Source organism: Synechococcus sp. W70.1 (assembly GCF_047461515.1).
Taxonomy (GTDB): Bacteria; Cyanobacteriota; Cyanobacteriia; order Thermostichales; family Thermostichaceae; genus Thermostichus.
In genome coordinates this window covers 1-20,068 of the sequence record NZ_JANSHH010000035.1, presented here as the reverse complement: position 1 = coordinate 20,068, position 20,068 = coordinate 1, and the positions used below count along the sequence as shown (strand labels likewise).

At 60.1% G+C, this 20,068-nt stretch carries 14 protein-coding genes; 7 read left to right on the top strand and 7 right to left on the bottom strand.

The genetic code is table 11. The annotated features are described in order from the left end of the window. From NW808_RS10440 to ppsA, 3 genes are all read right to left on the bottom strand, one after another. A partial coding sequence (locus NW808_RS10440; RefSeq protein ID WP_414421147.1) for a right-handed parallel beta-helix repeat-containing protein occupies window positions 1–981 on the bottom strand: 981 nt, incomplete at its 3' end. Window positions 982–1,703: 722 nt separating this feature from the next. Further along, window positions 1,704–2,972, bottom strand: coding sequence for a dihydrolipoamide acetyltransferase family protein (locus tag NW808_RS10435; protein WP_414421146.1), 1,269 nt, complete (start codon window positions 2,970–2,972; stop codon window positions 1,704–1,706). 69 nt (window positions 2,973–3,041) lie between these two features. Then, complete coding sequence (gene ppsA, locus NW808_RS10430; RefSeq protein ID WP_414421145.1) at window positions 3,042–5,507, bottom strand: phosphoenolpyruvate synthase; 2,466 nt, start codon at window positions 5,505–5,507, stop codon at window positions 3,042–3,044. A 312-nt stretch (window positions 5,508–5,819) separates the two neighbouring features. Between ppsA and NW808_RS10425 the strand changes: the two genes are divergently transcribed. The 3 genes from NW808_RS10425 to NW808_RS10415 all read left to right on the top strand — a co-directional run bounded on the left by NW808_RS10425 (window position 5,820) and on the right by NW808_RS10415 (window position 9,299). Beyond that, window positions 5,820–6,773, top strand: a complete 954-nt coding sequence (locus NW808_RS10425; RefSeq protein WP_414421144.1) for an RluA family pseudouridine synthase — start codon at window positions 5,820–5,822, stop codon at window positions 6,771–6,773. A gap of 178 nt (window positions 6,774–6,951) precedes the next feature. After that, window positions 6,952–8,679 (top strand): alkaline phosphatase D family protein, encoded by a 1,728-nt coding sequence (locus tag NW808_RS10420; protein ID WP_414421143.1) that lies wholly within the window; start codon window positions 6,952–6,954, stop codon window positions 8,677–8,679. A 176-nt stretch (window positions 8,680–8,855) separates the two neighbouring features. Beyond that, a complete protein-coding gene (locus NW808_RS10415) occupies window positions 8,856–9,299 on the top strand; it encodes a hypothetical protein (protein WP_414421142.1) in 444 nt (147 codons plus the stop codon). Window positions 9,300–9,356: 57 nt separating this feature from the next. On the opposite strand, the gene NW808_RS10410 is transcribed toward NW808_RS10415, so the two are convergent. From NW808_RS10410 to NW808_RS10400, 3 genes are all read right to left on the bottom strand, one after another. Beyond that, complete coding sequence (locus tag NW808_RS10410) at window positions 9,357–11,651, bottom strand: glycosyltransferase (RefSeq protein ID WP_414421141.1); 2,295 nt, start codon at window positions 11,649–11,651, stop codon at window positions 9,357–9,359. 59 nt (window positions 11,652–11,710) lie between these two features. Further along, a complete protein-coding gene (locus tag NW808_RS10405; protein ID WP_414421140.1) occupies window positions 11,711–13,669 on the bottom strand; it encodes a cellulose biosynthesis cyclic di-GMP-binding regulatory protein BcsB in 1,959 nt (652 codons plus the stop codon). A 95-nt stretch (window positions 13,670–13,764) separates the two neighbouring features. Next, on the bottom strand, window positions 13,765–14,166 hold the full coding sequence (locus NW808_RS10400; protein WP_414421139.1) for a cupin domain-containing protein: 402 nt from the start codon (window positions 14,164–14,166) through the stop codon (window positions 13,765–13,767). Window positions 14,167–14,442: 276 nt separating this feature from the next. Here NW808_RS10400 and NW808_RS10395 point away from each other — a divergent pair, with 276 nt between their 5' ends. The 4 genes from NW808_RS10395 (at window position 14,443) to NW808_RS10380 (ending at window position 19,034) form a co-directional block, all read left to right on the top strand. Then, on the top strand, window positions 14,443–16,062 hold the full coding sequence (locus tag NW808_RS10395) for a hypothetical protein (RefSeq protein ID WP_414421138.1): 1,620 nt from the start codon (window positions 14,443–14,445) through the stop codon (window positions 16,060–16,062). Further along, a complete protein-coding gene (locus NW808_RS10390; RefSeq protein ID WP_414421137.1) occupies window positions 16,059–17,168 on the top strand; it encodes a hypothetical protein in 1,110 nt (369 codons plus the stop codon). The genes NW808_RS10395 and NW808_RS10390 overlap by 4 nt, the downstream gene beginning before the upstream one ends. Before the next feature lie 28 nt (window positions 17,169–17,196). Beyond that, window positions 17,197–18,096, top strand: a complete 900-nt coding sequence (locus NW808_RS10385; RefSeq protein ID WP_414421136.1) for a hypothetical protein — start codon at window positions 17,197–17,199, stop codon at window positions 18,094–18,096. A gap of 101 nt (window positions 18,097–18,197) precedes the next feature. Continuing rightward, complete coding sequence (locus NW808_RS10380) at window positions 18,198–19,034, top strand: universal stress protein (protein WP_414421135.1); 837 nt, start codon at window positions 18,198–18,200, stop codon at window positions 19,032–19,034. Window position 19,035: 1 nt separating this feature from the next. Here the strand turns inward: NW808_RS10380 and NW808_RS10375 are convergent. Continuing rightward, window positions 19,036–20,068 (bottom strand): hypothetical protein (locus tag NW808_RS10375; RefSeq protein ID WP_414421134.1); only part of this gene is annotated, 1,033 nt, incomplete at its 5' end.

Here is a 20,068-nt window from a genome sequence, read left to right as displayed (position 1 = left end):
CAGTCCTGGGGTAGGTGTGGGTGTCAGTTCTGGAGTGGGCGTGGGCACAGGGCCAACGCTGATCCTTTCAGCAAAGTTCCCCTGGAAGCGGTTGTTGGCCAAGTAGGCAGCAACTACTGTCTCCGGAGTGCCAGCTACCACTTGAATCCCTGCCCCTATGCCTTCACCGCGGGTTATGAACGTATTGTCGGAAATAGTACGAGCTTGGCTTCCTTGCAAAATGCGGATACCAACACTGCCAGCTATTCTGCCAACACCGATCCTATTAAATTGGATGGCCGGTGCCGACCCCGCTCCATCCAGCTGGATCCCAGTTGTGCCGTCGGTAGCTGCTTGCCGAGCCTGCACTGGCGCAGCAGTTGCAGCAGTGGCTGGATCCCCTTCAATCTGGTTGTTACGGAAAACCCCGCCAGAGTTGTCGCTATAGCGAACAGCCAAAGCCCGCACAGCCTGCAGGAGGATTGTGCTGTTTTCAATGGTAGGGTTACTACCTGGCACAGTGCCTATACCCACACCACCAGCTTTGCTGACGGTGGATGAGATGCTCGCGACCCGGCCATTGCCAGAGATCTGCACACAAGGATCCGAAAATTGCCGGCAAAAGATCTGAGCCAGCTGGCCCAGAACCCCCTCCAGAACCGCAGCATTGCCATTGACCAAGATGTTGGAGCGGGGATCGTTGAGAGTTACCTTGCTCGGCTGAAAGTTGCCGTTGTTCACCTGAACGCGCCCACCTTCTAGCACCACATCCACCCCCTGTAGGCTGGTTTGGCTAGCTACAATCAGGTCGAAGGGTCCGGTCAGGATCTCGTAGGCTGCGGAGCTGGTGATGCGAATCCGTCCGCCGTTGGTGCCGTCGCCCCCATCTAGGGCCAGGTTGCCCTGCAGCCTCTCTCTACCTGCCCCCAAAATCTGGATCAGCACCTCTAGTCCTGCTGTGGCATTTTGCAGCCGCTGCGCTTCTGCAACGGCATCAGCCACCTTGGTAAAGGGGCCCCTGGCCGGATCCACTTGCAGGACGACAGATCCACTACCTGGCGACGGCAGAGGGGGAGAGTTGCCTGTGCCTCCTCCACAGCCAAAAGCGATCCCTGCCAACAGAGTCAGCAAAAGGGAACGAACTGGCCAGATAGATTGGGATACTTGGCCGTTTGTAGGACGAAGTCCTTCCATCGGTGGGAGATCCTTGGCAAGTTCCTATTAGTCAAGCCTATCAGAACTGAAGACACCCAGAGCCCCGATAGACCCCTGGGATCAATCTTCTCAAGCAGAGCCTCCTAAAGGGGATCTTGGCAGAGGGTCTGCAATCAGTAGGGAAATTTGAAGTTCTAGCGTTGTCGGCCAACCACGACCACTTGCAAGCAGCCCAGAGCAGATGCTGAGCCGGTATATCCTAGGAACGGATCCAGATAAGTTACAGGTCAGCCATGTTCTCTTTCATTCGCCCGGTCGCGCGCAACAGCTGGCTGCCCGCTTAAGAGATCCTGGGGCTGCCCCACTGCAACTCATCGATGTGCGAGAACCGGTAGAGCCAGAGCTAGCCAACCTCAGTGCCCTTGGCTTTAGTACCGAGAGTAGCGCGAGCGGATTCTGGCAGAGCTTGACCGAGATTGCTCAGCTCTCGTCCTCTGCACCCACAACATTAGCGTCGGCATCCACGCCTGGGCTCTTGAGGTAGATCCCAGCCTGCCCCTTATTGAGTTCTACAGCGTCAGGGATTCCACCTTTTGCTCCAACAACTGGGCTAGATCTTGCAAGAAGGCCGCGGCGTGGGCGCCGTAAATGACGCGGTGGTCGCAGGTGAGGTTAACCTGCATTTGGGAGCGAATGGCAATGGCTTTTTCCGGCGTAGCCACCACGGTGGGGCGAGCAGCGCCAATGGCCAAGATAGCCCCTTGGTTGGGGGGCAGGATGGCGTCGAAGCGATCCACCCCAAACATGCCCAGGTTGGAGAGGGTGAAGGTGCCACTGTTGTACTCTTCTGGCTGCAGTTGCTTGCGCCGCGCTCGCTCCACCAGCTCCTTCCAACGCCGTGAGAGTTCGTACAGGTCAACGCGGTTGGCTTGCTTGAGCACAGGGGTAATTAGGCCCCCATCCTCCATGGCCACCGCCACGGCAATGTTGATGTCCGCTTTGTAGTGGATCCCGTTTTCTGTGTAGCTGGCATTGAGGAGGGGGTGCTTTTCTAGAGTGAGGGCCACAGCTTTGACCAAAAGGGCGGTCAGCGTTACCCCCTTGGGCTTCACCCGTTGGTAAAGCTGATCCAAGCTGTCAGTGGTGATGGTGTAGCCGACGTGGAACACTGGCACACCCAGGCTGGCGTTCATGTTGCGCACTACCGCCGCCTGCAGGGTGCTCAAGGGAACCACTTCTCCCAAGGGCAGAGAGACAGGGGGAGGAGCAGCCGAGGAAAAAGCTGCCGCCGGGGCAGAGGCAGCCTGAGCTGCGGCCCGCTCCACATCTTCCGCTACGATGCGGCCCCCTGGGCCAGAGCCGCGCACAGTGCGCAGGTCAACCCCCAAGCTCTCTGCCAGTTTCTTTGCCCGCGGGGAAGCCAGGATCCGCTGGGATCCGGCCCCGTCGGAGCCAGTTGGGGGTGCGGAGGTGGAGATCGCTGCAGGGGCAGAGGCTGGCCGTTGCACTGGGGGGACAGAGGCTGCACTAGGCGTAGCTAGTGGCGCAGCACCCTTAGAGAGGGCCTTAGCTCTCTCTTGAGCCTCGGCCACCTCTGCTTCGGTTTCGGCAATGAGGGCAATGGGCGTGCCCACCGGCGCCGATTCCCCTGCCGGTACCAGGATGCTGGCCAGAATGCCGCTGTGGAAGGACTCCACATCCATGTCCGCCTTGTCCGACTCCACCACCAGGATGTTTTCCCCTTTCTCCACCCGGTCGCCGGGGTTTTTCAGCCAGGCAACGATCTTGCCCGTTTCCATGGTGGAGCTGAGGGCCGGCATGGAGAGTTCGTGGATCATGGCGGGAATGGCAACACAGCAGAGAAGATTGTAACCCAGCCAACGCGATCCCAGCGCAGCCCCCTGAGCCTATTGGGTACCATCGCCTTCCGCCTCAGCCACCACCAACAGAGTTTTCAGCAGGGAATCCGGGTTGAGGCTAATGGAGTCGATCCCCTGCTGCACTAGGAAGCGGGCAAAGTCAGGGTAGTCGCTGGGGGCCTGGCCACAGATGCCAATCTTGCGCCCGTGGCTTTTCACGGTCTGGATTACCCGGGCGATCATCCGCTTGACCGCTTCGTGGCGCTCGTCAAAAAGATGGGCCACCAGGGCGGAGTCGCGATCCAACCCCAGGGTGAGCTGGGTGAGGTCGTTGGAGCCGATGGAAAAGCCGTCGAAGATCTGGCAGAACTCGTCGGCCAGGATGACGTTGCTGGGGAGCTCGCACATGACGTACACCTGCAGGCCGTTTTCCCCTCGCACCAGGCCGTGGCGGGCCATCTCCTCCAGCACCTTGTGCCCTTCTTCGGGGGTGCGGCAGAAGGGAATCATCAAGATGACGTTGGTCAGGCCCATCTCGTCCCGCACCCGTTTCATGGCCCGGCACTCAAGGGCAAAGCCGTCGCGATAGCGGGGATCGGTGTAGCGGGAGGCCCCCCGCCAGCCAATCATGGGGTTTTCCTCGTGAGGCTCGTAGCGGGATCCGCCCAGCAGGTGGGCGTATTCGTTGCTCTTGAAGTCCGATAGCCGCACGATCACCGGCTTGGGGTAGAAGGCAGCGGCGATGGTGGCCACTCCCTGGGCCAGCTTGTCCACAAAGTACTCCGGCTTGTCAGAATACTGGGCGGTGAGCTCTGCCAGGCGCGGCTCCTCCTTGACCGCCTCCTCGTAGTGAACCAACGCTAGAGGGTGCACCTGGATGTGGTTGGCGATGATGAACTCCAGCCGCGCCAGACCTACGCCATCGCAAGGGATCTCGCTGAGGCCAAAGGCTTTTTCCGGGTTGCCCACATTCATCATCAGTTGGGTGCGGGGACGGGGCAGCTCCTCGAGGGGGATCTCTGTAACTTCATAGGACAGCAAGCCAGGATAGACGCGCCCTTCCTCCCCTTCGGCGCAGGAGACGGTGATAGGCTCGCCGGAGCGGAGTACTTGCGTGGCGCTGCCGCAGCCAACAATGGCCGGGATCCCCAGCTCGCGGGCAATGATGGCCGCATGGCAGGTGCGCCCCCCTTGGTTGGTGACGATGGCGCTGGCCTTTTTCATGATCGGCTCCCAGTCGGGATCTGTTTTCTCCGTCACCAGCACCTCGCCCGCTTGGAACTGATCCAAGCGGCGCACATCCAAAATGACCCGAGCTGTGCCCTGGCCAATGGCCTCCCCCACTGCTCGTCCCCGCACCAGGGGTTCTGGGCGCGCCTGCGGCTGCGTCAAGCGATAGGTCTTGAGGCGGTTGGCGGCTTTTTGGGACTGCACCGTCTCGGGGCGGGCCTGGACAATGAACAGCTCGCCCGTGATCCCATCTTTGGCCCACTCGATGTCCATGGGGGTGAAGCGGCCCCGCAGTGCCGAGTAGTGCTCTTCGATAAGGCAGGCCCAGCGAGCCAACTCCAGGATCTCGTCGTCCTTGAGGGCATATTGCCGGCGCAGGCTTTCGGGGACGGGTACGTTTTTGGTGAAACGGGATCCCTCCTCGTCGTAGACCAGCTTCAGGGCTTTGCTGCCCAGCTTGCGCGAGAGGATGGGCCGCAGCCCCTGCTTCAGGGTAGGCTTAAAGACCACGTATTCGTCGGGGTTGACGATCCCTTGCACCACGTTTTCCCCCAGGCCATAGGCCGCGGTGATCAGCACCGCATCTTTGAAGCCGGTTTCTGGGTCGATGGAGAACATCACCCCCGAACAGGCCAAGTCCGAGCGCACCATCTTCTGTACCCCCACCGAGAGGGCCACCTGAAAGTGGTCAAAGCCCTTGATCTGGCGGTAGGAGATGGCCCGGTCGGTAAACAGGCTGGCAAAGCAGCGGTGGCAGGCATTCAGCACCGCCTTTACTCCGTGCACGTTGAGGTAGGTCTCCTGCTGGCCGGCAAAGCTGGCGTCGGGCAGGTCTTCCGCCGTGGCGCTGGAGCGCACCGCCACATCGGTGTCAGGGCCGTAGCGCTCGCACAGCTTCTGGTAGGCTTCGGCAATGGCCTGCTCTAACTCCAGTGGGAAAGGTGTCTGCAGGATCAAGGTGCGGGCAGCTTTGCCCCGCTCGCGCAGGTTCCGCACATCCTCGATGTCTAGGTCCTTGAAGATCTCCCGCAGCTTCTCCTCGAGGCCGCCAGCGGCAATGAACTGGCGGTAGGCATGGGCGGTGGTGGCAAACCCCAGGGGCACGCGGATCCCTTTGGGGGCTAACTGCTGCAGCATTTCTCCCAAGGAGGCGTTTTTCCCGCCTACCTGAGCAATATCCCGTAGGCCCACCTCTGTGAGAGACAAAACCAAGGGCGGCTCTGAGCCAAGCTGGCGTTGAGGGGGTTGCTGAAGCTGGGACCCCAGCGCTGCTCCATTCAACATGCCTTGCCTCCTTGTACCCAGCGGACCAACTGTGCAATAAGTGCTGCAACACTTGCGTGTAGCAAGAAACTTTCCCCAGCCAGAATCTGGCCCGGCTTTAAGGAGCTATACCCCCACTGTACTGAGGGTTTTTCTCTGGTTAAAATCCCGGCACAGCCCCCTAGAGAAACCTGAGAAGGAGATGACACAAAGCCAATCCTGCCAAGATCCTGCTGAGAAAGCTGACACAAATCTTCGACCTTTTTTACCTAATGCAAAAGTAACCGCTCTGCCACAATGTTTTCAAAGCAGCAGTTTGCGGAAACAGGGCAAATGGAAGACCCCAGAGATCCAGTGGCAGAAATTCGCCGGGTGACGGTGACGGAGAAACAGCAGGGCTTGCGGCTGGATCGCGGGTTGGCAGAACAACTGCCCGATCTATCTCGCTCGCGCCTGCAGCAGCTCATCCGCCAGGGCCAGGTTTGGCTCAATGGTCAGCCCTGCCTGGATAAGGATCGCCCCCTGCAAGCGGGGGATCAGATCGAGGTGCGGATCCCGCCAGCCACCCCAACCTCGTTGCAGCCGGAACCGATCCCCTTGGACATCCTCTACGAAGACGAGGATCTCCTCGTCCTCAACAAGCCGCGCGGCCTGGTGGTGCATCCTGCTCCCGGACACGCCAGCGGCACCCTGGTGCATGCGCTACTGGCCCATTGTCCTCACCTTTCGGGGATCAACGGCGAACTGCGTCCGGGGATTGTCCATCGCCTGGACAAAGACACCACCGGCGCCTTGGTGATTGCCAAGCACGATCAGGCTCACCAGCACCTGCAGGCCCAAATTCAAGCCAAAACTGCCCGGCGCATCTACCTGGGAGTGGTGTTCGGGCGTCCTGCCCAGAGCCAAGGCACTATCTCTGCCCCCATTGGGAGGCACCCGGTGGATCGGCAGAAGATGGCCGTCCTGCCCCCCGGCCAAGGGCGAGCAGCGGTAACCCACTGGCAGGTGCTGGAGCGCCTGGGCAACTACACCCTAATGCAGTTTGAGCTGGAGACCGGTCGCACCCATCAGATTCGGGTGCATGCCGCCCACCTGCACCTGCCCATTGTTGGGGATCCCCTCTACACCCGGAGCAAAACCAGCCCCGTCAAGCTAAGCGGCCAAGCTCTCCACGCCTGGAAGCTCTCCTTTGTTCACCCACGCACTGGTCAGCCACTGCAGTTTACCGCTCCCTTGCCAGAGGAGTTTGAGCGGCTGCTGCGGCAGTTGCGCAGCCAGGTTGGCTAAGGGAGAGGCAAGCAGGATTGCAAAAAGCTAGGGCACGGAGCTCGGCGTTCTTAAACAGAAGCTAACCCAGCTTTCACCAATCCACAACCTCCGTTCGGGGGCAAAAGTGCTTGACTAAAGGCAACTAGCCATTGTTGCGGATCCCTTTACATTTGCCGGCGTCGCTGAGGTTAGCCGTATGAGTTCCCTGAGCTCCCGTCGCTTTTTCCTGCAGTTGTTGATGTTTGGGGGTGGGGCAGCTGCCCTGGCCGCCTGTGGGGGCACCTCCAGTTCTTCTATCCCGCCGCTGGGAGAGCCGGGATTTCCCCAGGGGGTGTTTGCCGGGGATCCCACCCCCGAAGGGGCGGTGCTCTCGACGCGGGTGGTGCCGGCTAGCAGCGTGGATACGGTGGCGGTGACGCTGCAGGTGGCCGAGAATTCCGAGTTCAATCCCATCCTGCAACAAGTTCCCCTCACCGCTCGCCGTGTAGCGGGTCGCAACTACCGCACCGAACCGGGCGACTACATTGCTCGTGCCGTCGTCACCGGCTTGAGGCCGGCGCAGCGCTATTTCTACCGTTTTGTCAGCGAGGGGTTTAACACACCCGAGGGGCAGATACGCCCCCACCCCGCTCCCGGGGCTGGGCGGCCCAGTCGTTTGTTGCACATTAGCTGCGCCAACGAGCCTCCTTTTCCCATCGGGGCGGCCCTGCTGGCAGAGGTCAACCGCGGCGACATCGATTTCATCGCCTTCAACGGCGACACCGTTTACGCGGATCGCTTCTGGCTGGGTCTGGATCCGATACCAACGCTTGAGTTTTACCGCAGCCTCTATCGGGATCAGCGGGATCCCAAATATGCCGGGCCGGAGTTTGCCCAGTTGTTTAGCCGCACGGCTTTTGTTTACAACTGGGACGACCACGAGGTGATTGACAACTACAGCGGCCAGAAGGCCCGCGGCGGTCGCGCCGTCCAGCTCAACGACGCCACCGGGCAAACCCGCGATGTGGAAGATCTTAGAGTGTTAGGCTACCAAGCCTTTTTTGAATACAGCCCCATGAACCCGAATTTGACGGATGTGCCGGGGGTGGATAGCCGGGATCGGCTGTTTCGCAGCTTCCGCTACGGGGCCAATGCCGAAGTCTTCATCCTCGACCTGCGCCAGTACCGCGACTTGGCTGCCGTGACCCCCATCCTGCCCATCTTGCCCCCCGGCCTGACTCGTCAGCGCTTTTTGGAGCTGGCCGGCATCCGCCTCACGCCCGAGCAGGAGACCCTTTTCTTTGGCCCGCCGGGATCCGAGCAAGCCCTGTTTAACCTGCTGCGCCGCACGCCGCGCACCCTCTTGGGAGAGCCGCAGAAGCAGTGGCTGTTCAACGGCCTGCGCAACTCCACTGCCACCTACAAGTTCATCGTCAGCGAGTTTCCCATCACAGTGACCTATTTCCGCTCCAACGACATGTGGGAGGGCTATTGGCTGGAGCGGCAGGAGGTGATCGACTTTATCGAGCAGAACAACATCCGCAACGTGGTGTTCCTAACCGGCAACAACCACGCCGGTTTCATCGGCCAGGTCAACCCCGGCAGCAGCAACCCCATTTGGGAAGTATGGACTGGCCCCACCGGACGGAGTGTTACCGCTTTAAGCATCGATGAAGAAGGGAATCGCCTAGGGATCCCCAACGCCAGCCGCCTCTACTACCGGATTGTGAATGGCTTTCTGGCCCCTGTGAACCCTGCCAATCCAGAGGTGAGCGGGACCCCTGGCGTAACAACGGGCAACCTGCGCTTCTTGGAGCTGGCAGTGCCTAACTACAACGTCATCGAAGTGTCCGGCAGCCGCTGCACCATTCAAATCAAAGGCCCCACCGGCAGTGTTCTGACCGATCCCCTGGGACGCCGCGGAGAACTGATTCTGCCCCAGTGAGGAGCTGGATAGCTCCGGCCTAGAAAAATAGAGGGCTTTAGGCAGATTTTATCCACTCTACTCTGATCGAAATCAAGGGATTCCCGCTCTGGTCGGGATCCCTTTTTTGTAACTCTTTTTTGCGATTTTCAACATGGGATCCTTAACGTGATCTGGATCATTCGGGAGAAACAGAGTTGGCTGCTAGAGTGTGGGTGTTGAGGCGGATCCCTGTAGCCAAATCCATTCTTTCTCCGTTCTTCAGTAAGGAGGGCATTCCTATGGCTTCGGTGCGGGGCTGGTTGATGGCAAGCCTGATAGGGGCAGCCGCGGTTGTCGGGGGTGCTGCCGCCTGGGCTCAGAGCCGTAGTTTATGGCTTTTTCATGGACAATCGACAGTAGTTACAGGCTACTTCTACCAAGGTGAAAACATCTGGGCGCAGTGTGATCGGGATTGCTTCGATGTGGATCTGGTGCTTTACGATGCCAGTGGTCAAGTGTTGGCTACAGACGAACTCCTGGACGATTTCCCCATCGTGCAAGCACCCTACGAGGGAAACTTTGCCGTTAAGGTGATTATGGCTAGCTGTCTCCACCCGCGTGGTTGCGCTGTGATTGTAGATTCGGACTACAGCTTCTAAAGGGGCGCCGGCTGTCCTTAACTTCGCCCCCACGGCTTGGAAAGCCAAGTCAGCAGCCTAGCCTGCTTTTTGGGTGGCTTCCTGGACTTTGGCGTGGGTAAACTTGCTTATGCCGTGGATGGTTTTTTCCCAGTAGAAGGGCTTGGTAAAAAGCTGCCACAGGGCCATATAGGCTGCGATGGAGTGGAGCTGCCAGTAGATGGGGTTGAGCAGGGCATAGAAGGCCAGATCGTAGTAGCCGCGTCGGAAGACAGCCACCAAGTTTAGGTAGATCCCGATGGCATTTCCTACCAGGAGGTTGAACAAGCCTAGGTAGATCAGCCAACTGGGGAAAATGTTTTGCAGCCAATGAGCACGGGTGAGCAGCCAATAGAAAAAGAGCAGCCACATAATGGGGCTGGTGAGGAAGGTCAAGAAGCTGCCCCCTATGAAAAACTGGTAGGCCAGCCAGTTTTTAAGGCCCAGTTTGCGCAACGAGCGCAGGGGGTGGCGGTTGTGGACTAGCCAAGTCTGCATGTAGCCCTTGATCCAGCGGGAGCGCTGCCGGATCCAGTTTTTAACGGCACAGTTGGCCTCTTCGTAGGTGGTGGAGTTGATCACCCCTACCGTGTAGCCGTGCTGGCTAGCGCGGATGCCTAGATCGGCGTCTTCGGTAACGTTAAAGGGATCCCATCCCTGCAATTCCCGCAGGCGGTCGGTGCGGAAATGGTTGCTCGTGCCTCCCAGGGGGATGGGCATTTTCAGAGTTTCCAAGCCTGGCAGGAGGTAGTCAAACCAGTAGGAATACTCCAGCGTAAACATGCGGGTGAGGAAGTTCTCGTTGCGGTTGAAGTAATTGAGAGCAGCCTGGACGCAGACCAAGCTGGGATCCCCTTTTCGGAAGGCAATGACTGCTTTTTTGAGTTGATCTGGGTCAGGAATATCTTCAGCGTCGTAGATGGTGAGGTATTCGCCGCGAGCAAAGGCCAGCCCATAGTTGCAGGCTTTGGGTTTGGTCTTGGGCTTGCTATCCGGCACGATGAGTAGGCGCACATAGCGGGGGGGCTTGGCGGCCCGAGCGGCTTCGATGGTGGCCTGGTCGTTTTCCTCCAGTAAGATGATCACATCCAAGCGCTCATGGGGGTAGTCCAGCTTGGAGAGGGAGTTGATGAGAATCGGGATGACTTCTGGCTCTTTGTAGACCGGCACCAGGATAGTGTAGATGGGCAAGGTGCGGTCATCGAGGGCGGCCACTTCTTCATCGGAGATCTGGTGGAAGCGATCGGCGGATCCCACCAGGCTGAGCACGAACTTAAAGAAGATCGAGGCTACATAGAAGAGATTGACCAACAACACCAAAATCGTCAGGGTTGTCCAAGGAGCACTGGCCAACCCCCACAGCAGCAGCACCAGCAGGCCGTAGCCTACCGCAATTTGGGAGGGGGTAAACACCCGCGAGGCCGATTCTTCTGGCAGGCGGGCCATGAGCTTGTACACCGCCTCTTGGCTGAAGCGGGATCCTTGGTCTTGGCTGAGGAGTTGGGTGATATCCCGCTCGCTGCCCAGCACCTTTTCAATTCGCAACCCTGGCCGCCAACTGTAGAGCAGCTCATCCACCGCCCAGTCCAGTGGGTCATTGACCATCACGGTGAGGGTGTTCTCATCCGTCCAGCTCAAGGGGTAGAAGAGGTGGCGCATCATCAGCTCAGGCTCGAACTGGCGGCTCAAGCTCTCGTCGCGGTAAAGCAGCCCTGTCCCCATCAGCTCCGAGACGGAAGGATAGCCCAGCAGATGGGCCAGGATGCTGAGATACTCGGGGGTGGAGAGATAGCTCAGACGGGTCAGCACTTGCCCCAGGTTGGATCCAGTGCGGCGGCGGATGTCCAAAGCCTGCTGCCACTGCTCCAGAGTGAGACGACTGCCCAGCAGTTCGGCAGCAAGCTTGCGTTCGAGGATAACTGTCAGGATCTGCTTTTCTGTGGCTGGGATCTCCCAGATTTTTTTCACTCCTGGGCACAGCCGTTTCACGGCCTGCCAAACGCCAGGGTAGCCCGGCTCTTCAGTGGCCACGACAACGGTTTGCGGGTTGAGCCAGCCACAGGGCAAAAAGCGCACTGGTAGCAGATCCCCTGGCTCAACTAGCCAAGGCAGTTCTAGATCTAAGGGGTGCTTGAGCAGCCAGTCCCTCAGGTTGGGCCGATCCAGAATCTGGCGACAGAGATGAGCAAACTTGGAGGGGTGCATGGCCCGCAAGCTCCAAAGAGCCCTGGGCAAGGAGCAGCCCACTGCTTCCCGGTAGTCCTCGGCTGCTGCCAGTTGCTGCCGGGTGAGGTAGCCTGTCTGCACCAGCCAGGACTTGATCGACTGCAGCATGGCCTCTAGGTTGGGGTTCGGCTTCAGTCTGGCTTAAGCGCAAGTCCGTGACTAGCCCCCTACGAGGGGATTGGGGATTCGGGGCGGCGGGCCAAGCGTTGGTAGACATTCCAGGCCCCTACTGCCAGCAGGAGAGCCAGCACCAGCACCAGCCAGTAGCGGTACTGCCACAACAGGAGCTGCCAACTGAAGCGGCCTGGGTAGCGCACCCGATAGCCTTGGGGTGTGAGATCCCAACTCTGTACCTGGGTGAGCTGGGGGGTGGCAGCGTAGGCAGTGAGCACATTTCCCTGCAGTTGGTTGGCTAGGCGACTGCGCGGATCGGCAAGGCCACGGCTGAGGCGTTCTGCCAAAGCTGGATCGGATCCCCACCAAGACAGCCACAGGGTGGGCTTGCCCTGAACCAAAAAGTACTGCAGCAGGCCAAGGTTTTCTTGTGGTTGAGCAGCCAGGGCCACCTGCTGGTTTAAGGGATTGAGGATCTCAAACTGGGATCCCAGCCGAATGGGGCTATTCAGCTCCACCTGCTCCGGGGCGGCTACCAGGATTTGCCAAGCGAAGTTCCCGCTCTCCAGTTTGCCTCCCTCTTTGGGCAGAAACTTCACGGCGGGCAAAAGCGGTCGGGCGGCCAGCCGGCTGAGGGCACCGACCAGGTAGGCGGCAGCCGGCAGCAGTTGGAGATCCCCTAGCCCAACCCGTCCGGATCCCTGCAGCACCGCCGGGATCTCCTGCAGCTCGCCGCTAGGGGCTTGGTAGCCGCTCCAGAGAAGGCCAGAGCTATCCGAGCGCACCTGGACTGTTAGCGGTGTCAGGGATCCCTGGCAATTACCGGGGCTGGCCCCGTAGTCAAAGCGGAGCTCCAGTTGATTAAAGCGGCGCAGCAGGCGGGTGGGCAGGGTCACAGTTTCGTTGAGCTGGGTGCGCCCGGTTAGGTTGTAGGTGCGCAGCAGAACGCCGTTCAAGAACACGTAGCCCGTCAGGCGATCTCCCACTCGGCCATCCACCGGGTTCATAATGACGTCTAGTTGCGCCGCCAGATCCCGCGGCCGCCCCCCCAATTGGGACAGGTTGAAGTTGAAGACCAAAGACTGGCTGCCAAACCCCCGCAGCAGGGGATCCACAATCCCCAGCTCACGGAAGCTGAGGCGGTTGGCCCTGAGCGCTCTCTCCAGATCCGCCACCCTTGTCACCTGGATGCCGCGGCTGACCAGCCCCGCCCGCTTCCATTCTTCATAGAGAGCAAGAATAGCTTCCCGGCGGGCGGCTACCCGTAGGCGGGATCCCTCGGGGGTAATTTCATGCTGCAGGTGGGGGGTGAAGTTGGCCGGTTCTAGGGTAACCTGAGCTCCTGCAACCGGGCGGTTGCTCCAGAGAATAGGGGTCTGGGGAAAGAGGTGGGAAAGCAAGCTATAGAGCCAAAGGGCCGCTTCTGCGGCTTCAGGAGTGAGGTTGGCTGGCACCACCAGAGTAAGCTGAGGGTATACCAGGCGCAGAAAGCCAGCCACCGTGGTATCCGGAACGCGGGGCACCAACTCAAAGAAACTGTCCCGCCCCACCGTCAGCAACAGATTGCCGGTGTTGAGATCGGCGCAGATGTCATCGCTGATGCTCAAAAAAGGCTGGACGGAGACAGTAATAAAGCGCTCACCAGGGGGCAGATCTGGGATCGGCACCCGCACCACTGGCTCCTGCCGCAAATCTCCCACCAGAAAGATCCCAACCAGTTCGTCGTTAATGAGCACCCGCACGGTGGAAGTAGGCTTCAGCACTGGCGAGGGCTCCAGCCGCAACTGCACAAAGCTAGCTTCAGGATCAACGCCATTGATAGGGGCAGGGACGGTAACATCGAGGCGCGGGTTGGATCCCTGCAGCAGCACCGAGCGCTCGTAGCCTAGCCTTTGGAACGAAAGAGGCTCTGCTTGTCCTGCCTCTACCGGCACGCAGCACAGCAAACTGGCAACGAGCAGCGCCCATCGTCTTCTCCTCTGGCTCACCTTTTTGTTTGGATCCCTAGACATGCACAGACAAAGCCCAGCTCTAAGGTGGGAGCAGCCGTCCAGGCTTCAGAAGTTATTAGCCGGCCACAAGAGAGCCCTTTTGTCTTGGGCCTACCCTATGTGCGAGCGTAGTCGTCCTCGAAGCGTACAATATCGTCCTCTCCCAAATATTCCCCGTTCTGCACCTCGATGACGACCAAAGGGGTAGTGCCAGGGTTTTCCAGGCGGTGCTTGGTACAGGGGGGGATGTAGGTGGACTCGTTGGAGTTGAGTAGCATCACCTCTTCGCCCCGCGTGACCCGCGCCGTACCCCGCACCACAATCCAGTGCTCACTGCGGTGGTAGTGCATCTGCAGGCTGAGGCGATGGCCAGGCTTGACCTCGATGCGCTTGATCTTATACATCGGCCCTTCATCCAAGACCCAGAAGGCTCCCCAGGGTCGGACTTCTGCCTGGCAGGGCAAAAGCTCCAGCGTTGGAATTGCCGCGTTCTCCCTGTCCCGCGCAGACTGTAGCATTGAGGTCACACCTTGTTCCCGTTCAAAGACCTTCCTATCTTCACCTGCAGCCCGCCAACTTTTCATCGACCATTTTGCTGAACCCAATACGCCAAAATGCGTAGAAGAAACGCCTCGAAAATACGGCTCTGCAGGGATCCCCAAAAACACCCACCCATCACCCAATGGTTTTTCTGAAGCTTGTTGGTATCCAGTCGCTTTTGGGATTCTCTAGAGGATCCGAGTCTCCCAGCTCAATTGTTAAGTTTAGTAGTTGAATTTGTTTACGAAGCATCTATGTTTGCAACTCAGCTTAAAGCCTTCTGGAGGCTCTTTGCGCCTATCGGGATCCCGTTGCCGCTCCTAGCTGGCCTTTTGTGGGGGCTCAAGGAAGGCTGGGGCTGGGTGAGCCTGGAGATGCAGTTTCTTGGCTACAAGGGATCCGTAGCCGCCCTGGGGCCGGATCCGCGCCTGCCCATTGTCGGCACCACTTTCCCCCCCTCCCTGGTGCTGGCTACGGCCATTCTGGGACAATCCCCGCTGTTGCTGCAGGCCATTTTGGGAGCCCTGTTGTTGGGCTGGATGGGGCAACAGTTGCGCCGTCTGCCTGCCGGCCTGGGGTGGCGCTGGCTGTGGGGCTTGTTGCTGCTGCTGCAGCCGGCTTTGATCCTAATGCTGCTGCGTAGCCCCACCTGGACAGCTACCTCGCTTTTGCTGGGGGTGAACATGGCCTTGTTGTTTCCCCTGGCCGATGAGAAACAAGCAGTGGAGAAGGATGAGCTGCCCGTTACGCTGCGGCTGCTGCTCATTGGCCTGACCTTGGGGCCTCTGATGGTGCTGCGCTGGGAAAGTAGCTGGCTGCTGCCCTGGCTGGCGATAGCACTGCTATTAGCTTTTCGCCGCGAATCCTGGGGCTTTCGCTGGGCTTCGCTTTTGGTGGCAGGCTTTGTCAGTCTGGCCTTGATCCTGAGCTGGCTGTACGTCAACTGGCTGTCGGTGGGGGATCCCTGGGCCTTTACCTTTCAGGTGGGCAGTGGCCTGCGGCTGCCGCAATTGCGGGAAGACTTACAGCAGGTAGGTGGCTGGCGGGGGCTGCTTGAAGCGGGAAAGTGGCTGGCGCTGCTGGCTCCTGCCTATTTGCTGTTGGGGATGGGATCCCTGTTGGGTCACGGTTCGGGCCGCTGCGTCTGGATCTTGATCTGGGGGATGCCGCTGGTGATCCTCTTAGCTTCTCTGGGGCAAGGGCTGTTTCTGCCAGAGCTATGCCGTTTTGCTGTTTTCTGGGCACTCTTGCCTCTTGGGATGAGCGCCTACCTCGCTCGTGGAGCTGGTCCCCGTTGGGCTAAGTGCTTGTTGATCACTGCTCTCTTGGGGCTGAACTGCTTGACTGCCGGCTATGGGCTAAGCCAAGAGCCGGGTTTCCTCATGCCCCTGGTGGCTGAGGAGCGGGATCTCTGGGAGCGACTGGTGGCAGAGGTAGCACCCATAAGCCCCCAGTTGGAAGCTGCCCAAGACCTGTACGAAGTAACTCCTAGCGGGCAAGCTCTAGAAACATGGCGAAGACAGCGCCAGGAAAAGCGCCAGGTTGGGCAGTATCTCTATCGCCACCTGTTGCCCGGGCGAAAAGTGCTGGTGGACGACGACATCCACTTTGAGGCTATCTTTTGGGCAAGAGACCCGCGCCTGTTTCTCACCCCTCACCAGTACGAGTTTGCCCTGGCTTTGCAGCACCCCCAGGAGCGGGTGGACTACTTGCTGGTGGCGGGGCCAGCGGATCCCTTGCGGAGTGTCGATCGCATCCTGCAATTCTGGCCTGAGCTCAATTTTGAGGGGCTGCCGGGCTTCAGGGAGGTCTACAGCTCCCCACAGGTGCGGCTGTGGGCCCGCCAGGTAAAGCTTGAGGAGGAGAAGGGATGAGCTGGGGACGACAATGGCCGAGGCGACAGGTGCTGCAGATGGGCGGAGCGCTGCTAGCTGCCTATGGAGTTGCCGGCTGTGGTCAAGGCTCCGAAAACGTTGCCCTTGGGAACCTGAACTTGTCAAAGCTGCTGGCCCGCTGGGAAGTGGGCATCGGGGCAGATCCCGGTCGCTTCCTCTGGGAGATTGAGTCAGACCCCCAGGTGGCGGCGGTGGCGCGGGGCTGGGATCCCCATTTCCTGAGCGGCTGGCTCAACAGCTTTGATCACCGCCAGGGGGATCTCTCCTTCTGGCGCAACTGGCACCAGGCCGGGCTTCTGCGGCAGTGGTTTGAGCGGGGCTACAGCCTGCACATCATCACCTGGGAAGACGACACCCACCGCCCCTGCGGCGACTACCACATCTCCCAGCAGTTTATCCAAGACGTAGCCGAGCTGGCGGGGTATATTGCCCAAGCCAACCCCCAAGGCCGCCCCACCTACTGGAGCTTGGCCACCGAGTTCTCCTACTGGCGCATCCCTGCCGATACCTACAACGCCGACACTGCCCCCTACTACCAGGCTCTCATGCGCAACGTCCTAAGAGCTCGCCAGGCCATCAAGGAGCGTTTGCCAGAGGCCGAAGTGGCCCTCTGTTGGGGCGGGTGGATTGCCACCTTCGACGATCCCCAGCGCGGGTCGGGGCGCAGCATGGTGGAGCCTTTTGCCGAGACGATGAACCAGATGGACGGGATCGCCTTCCAGTCCATGCGCCAGCGGCGGCCAGGGGAGTTTAACCCAGAGCTGAACGGGCCGGATCCGGGCAACCCTGAGCAGATCCGCCTCTGTTGCCGCCTGTTTTCCCCCATCCACTCCAACCTGATGTTGGCCCACTACGAGCCCTCGATTAAGGACAAACACCCCAACGGCGGTCGGGCCGACACGGTCCAGGTGGACTTTGCCATCATGAGCCGGCGGGAGTGGCTGCAAGAGGTGTCGCAACTGGGGCTGCGGCGCATGTCTCTCATGCACTACGGCCTCTACAAGGGGGATCCCTATGGGGCGCTGACAGCAGCGCGGCAATTCCGGGCCCGGGTAGGTTTGCCGGCTGTTGCCCGAAGGATGTAGCCGTGGGGACGAGGGCCCAAAACGGCCTTTGGCAGATACAATCCCCCTTGGCGGCGCTGTTGTTGGGGATCCCCAGATGAAGCCTTTTGCCATAGCAAGAAGCTGGCTGCTGGGCCTAAGCCTTGTCTTGGGTCTGGAGCTGCCAGCCTGGGCAGGCTGTGGCTTTCCTCGCGGAGAAGGGAAGACGTTTTTCTCGCTGCAGCCTGAGGTGTACCAACCCCGCACCCGCTTTGACCAGAAGGGACGCCTGCAGCAGGCCCTTTCGGAGTACGGAGAAACCCGCCTTAACCTTTTCGCCGAGACTGGCCTTAGCGATCAGCTCACTCTCAACCTCAACACCAGCTACGTTTTCATCGAAAATCGCTTTGCCAGCGGGGCTGACACCGTTACCCAGCGCAACCAGGGCCTGCGGGATCTGGAGCTGGGCCTGCGCCATACTTGGGGAGAGGGGGATCCCTTTTTCTCAGCTCAGTTGACGGCCCTCATCCCGCCTGGATACGCCACCGAAAATACCCCCCTGCCCTTGGGGTACGGAGTCTTTGGCTACGACTTCAGCTTAGGAGCGGCAGCCAATGTCGAGCTGGGATCCCTGCCCGCCTTTTTCGACTCTTGTCTTACGTTTCGGGATTACCTGGGCTATCCGGGCGACCGCCTCAAAGCCAACTTGACCTTTGGAGCGGATCTCAGCCCTGAGGTGCAGGCCATTGTGGCTCTGGATGGCGACTTTACCCTCGGCAACGGCGCCCCTTTGCTCTTTGGAGATGTGGCAGTGCAGGATCCCGACTACGATAGCCTCAAGCTTTCCGGCCAGCTCAACTGGCGACTAGAGGGAGGGTTAACGCTGGGCCTAGGAGGGTTTCAATTCTTGACCGGCCGCAACACCAACGCCGGCGGCGGCTTCACCGGCTATGTGTGGCTGAGTTACTAAAACCCAACAAAATATTGCAGGATACCCGCCTCGGTAACAGGGATCCGCAGCGCCAGATCTAGGATGAGTCTTGGCAGCTGTTGGCCAGGAGAACGGATCCCATGCCTCGCTTTGAAAACATCATTGCCGCCATCGACGGCACTGGCCCCACCGAGCAGATGGTGCATACCCTCCTGTCTCTACCGGCCTTTGCCCAGTGCCATGTGACGCTGCTGCATGCGGTGCCTTCCCAGACCTCTGCGGAGGAGATGCGAGCGGCCTGGCAAAGGGGGCAGGAGCTATTGGCCCAGACGCTGCAGACCTTTCCCCCGCGGCCTGGGCTGAAGATTAGCACTCAACTGGTGGAAGGGGATCCCAAGGTGGTGGTGCTGCAGGTGGCGGAATCTCTACCCAATCCCCTGATTGTCATGGGATCGCGGGGGCGCAACCGCATCATGGCCATTTTGCAGAACTCGGTCAGCCAATACGTGTTCCAGCTTGCCTCCTGCCCCATGCTGCTGGTCAAGGACGACGCCTACGTCAAATACCCCAGCCACGTCATGGTGGCCCTCAACAACTCCCCCGCCGCCCAGGCCGCCTTTGCCACGGCCCTGGATCTAGTGGCCGGCATCCCGGGAGCCCAGATTTTCCTAGCCTCTGTGCAACTGGATGCCGATGCCCAAGCTCGGGACGAAACCCTAGACCGGGCAATCGCTACCCTCAAAAGTCGCCAAATTGGCCACCGAGTGTTAACTGCCGTCGGGGATCCCGGCACTGAGATTGTCCGGCTGGCAGAAGAAAGCAAGGCCGACCTGCTGGTGATGGGATCCCCAGATCGCCGGCCCAGCATTGCCCGCAGTATCCCCGACTTGGATCGGCTCTTGGGACGATCTGTCTCCGACTACGTGCGGGTGCATATCGGCTGCCCAGTGCTGATGGTGCGCTCTGTCCAAGACTGACCTAGGGCAAGATGGAGCGGTGCTCCGTCACGCGGTCGCTCTGCTGCTGGCGATCTGGGCTGACGGCCCAAGCCTCGAAGATTAGCTCAGGGACGCCGGGAGGGATGGTCATGCGGGTGAGAGCTTGCCACTGCCCCTGCTCGTTGCGGGAGAAGTCCAGCAACCAACGAGGGCCATCCACCAAAGAGCGGGTGCGGCCATGCTTGACCCAAAACTTAATCCACAAGGGAGGCTGCTCGCTCGAGCTACTGGCAGAATTGAGCGAGGCGGGCAAACGCAGCACTACGTCAAAATTGTCACCTGCCCGCAGGTGCTCGGGCACCAGCAGTTGGGGCGCTGGGCACACGCCTGGGGGCAAAGGCAGGGTTTCCGGGTTTTGGTCAGTCACAGCTAAGGGTGGGGTGGGCTGGATCTCGGTTTGGGCTGGCAGGACCGCCTCTTTGCCAGGCGGCTCAGTTGGAAGGGTCCCCACCCCAGGTTGGGCGTTGGCTTTGGCTGCAGCCTCTGCTGGGGAGGTAGGGGAGGCTGGGAGCTCTTGTGGCGGAAGCGGGTCGGGAGCTTCTTTTCCCCCAGAGGCGCTGCGCTGCCAGATGCGCAACAACTTCTGCAGGGTGCGCTCGGGGGAGAGCAAGGTTGTAGTCGAGGCAGGGCTAGCCTCAGGGGTGGGTGGCTCTGCTTCCTGCGGCAAAGAGGGTGGCCCTTCCCCCTGGCCGCGGCAACGAACAGAGAAGGGGACTCTCAGCAGCTCCGGATGCTGCCAGGAGGAGGGAGCGAGGCACACTTCTCCCTGCAGAGGGCGAGCCCAGGGCTGGCTGGGTAGGGTGAGGGGAATGCTAAACACTGCCGTTCGCGCTTGTCCTGGGAGTTGAATCTGCCGTCGCCCTTGGAAAAGGGGATCCGGGCTCCCCTCCTGCCAAAGCCGTACCTGCAGTTCGCCGCTGCAGCCAATTCGCCCCGTCAACACCAGTACTTCCTCTGGGGATCCCTCCAGTTCGCTGTGCATGAGGGAAAACAGCTCGGGTGGGGGGGCAGGC

Coding starts and splice junctions, on each gene's coding strand:
- NW808_RS10395 (WP_414421138.1), top strand. CDS start 14,443: ATGTTTGCAACTCAGCTTAAAGCCTTCTGGAGGCTCTTTGCGCCTATC.
- NW808_RS10405 (WP_414421140.1), bottom strand. CDS start 13,669: ATGTCTAGGGATCCAAACAAAAAGGTGAGCCAGAGGAGAAGACGATGG.
- NW808_RS10435 (WP_414421146.1), bottom strand. CDS start 2,972: ATGATCCACGAACTCTCCATGCCGGCCCTCAGCTCCACCATGGAAACG.
- NW808_RS10420 (WP_414421143.1), top strand. CDS start 6,952: ATGAGTTCCCTGAGCTCCCGTCGCTTTTTCCTGCAGTTGTTGATGTTT.
- NW808_RS10425 (WP_414421144.1), top strand. CDS start 5,820: ATGGAAGACCCCAGAGATCCAGTGGCAGAAATTCGCCGGGTGACGGTG.
- NW808_RS10380 (WP_414421135.1), top strand. CDS start 18,198: ATGCCTCGCTTTGAAAACATCATTGCCGCCATCGACGGCACTGGCCCC.
- NW808_RS10410 (WP_414421141.1), bottom strand. CDS start 11,651: ATGCTGCAGTCGATCAAGTCCTGGCTGGTGCAGACAGGCTACCTCACC.
- NW808_RS10400 (WP_414421139.1), bottom strand. CDS start 14,166: ATGCTACAGTCTGCGCGGGACAGGGAGAACGCGGCAATTCCAACGCTG.
- NW808_RS10390 (WP_414421137.1), top strand. CDS start 16,059: ATGAGCTGGGGACGACAATGGCCGAGGCGACAGGTGCTGCAGATGGGC.
- ppsA (WP_414421145.1), bottom strand. CDS start 5,507: ATGTTGAATGGAGCAGCGCTGGGGTCCCAGCTTCAGCAACCCCCTCAA.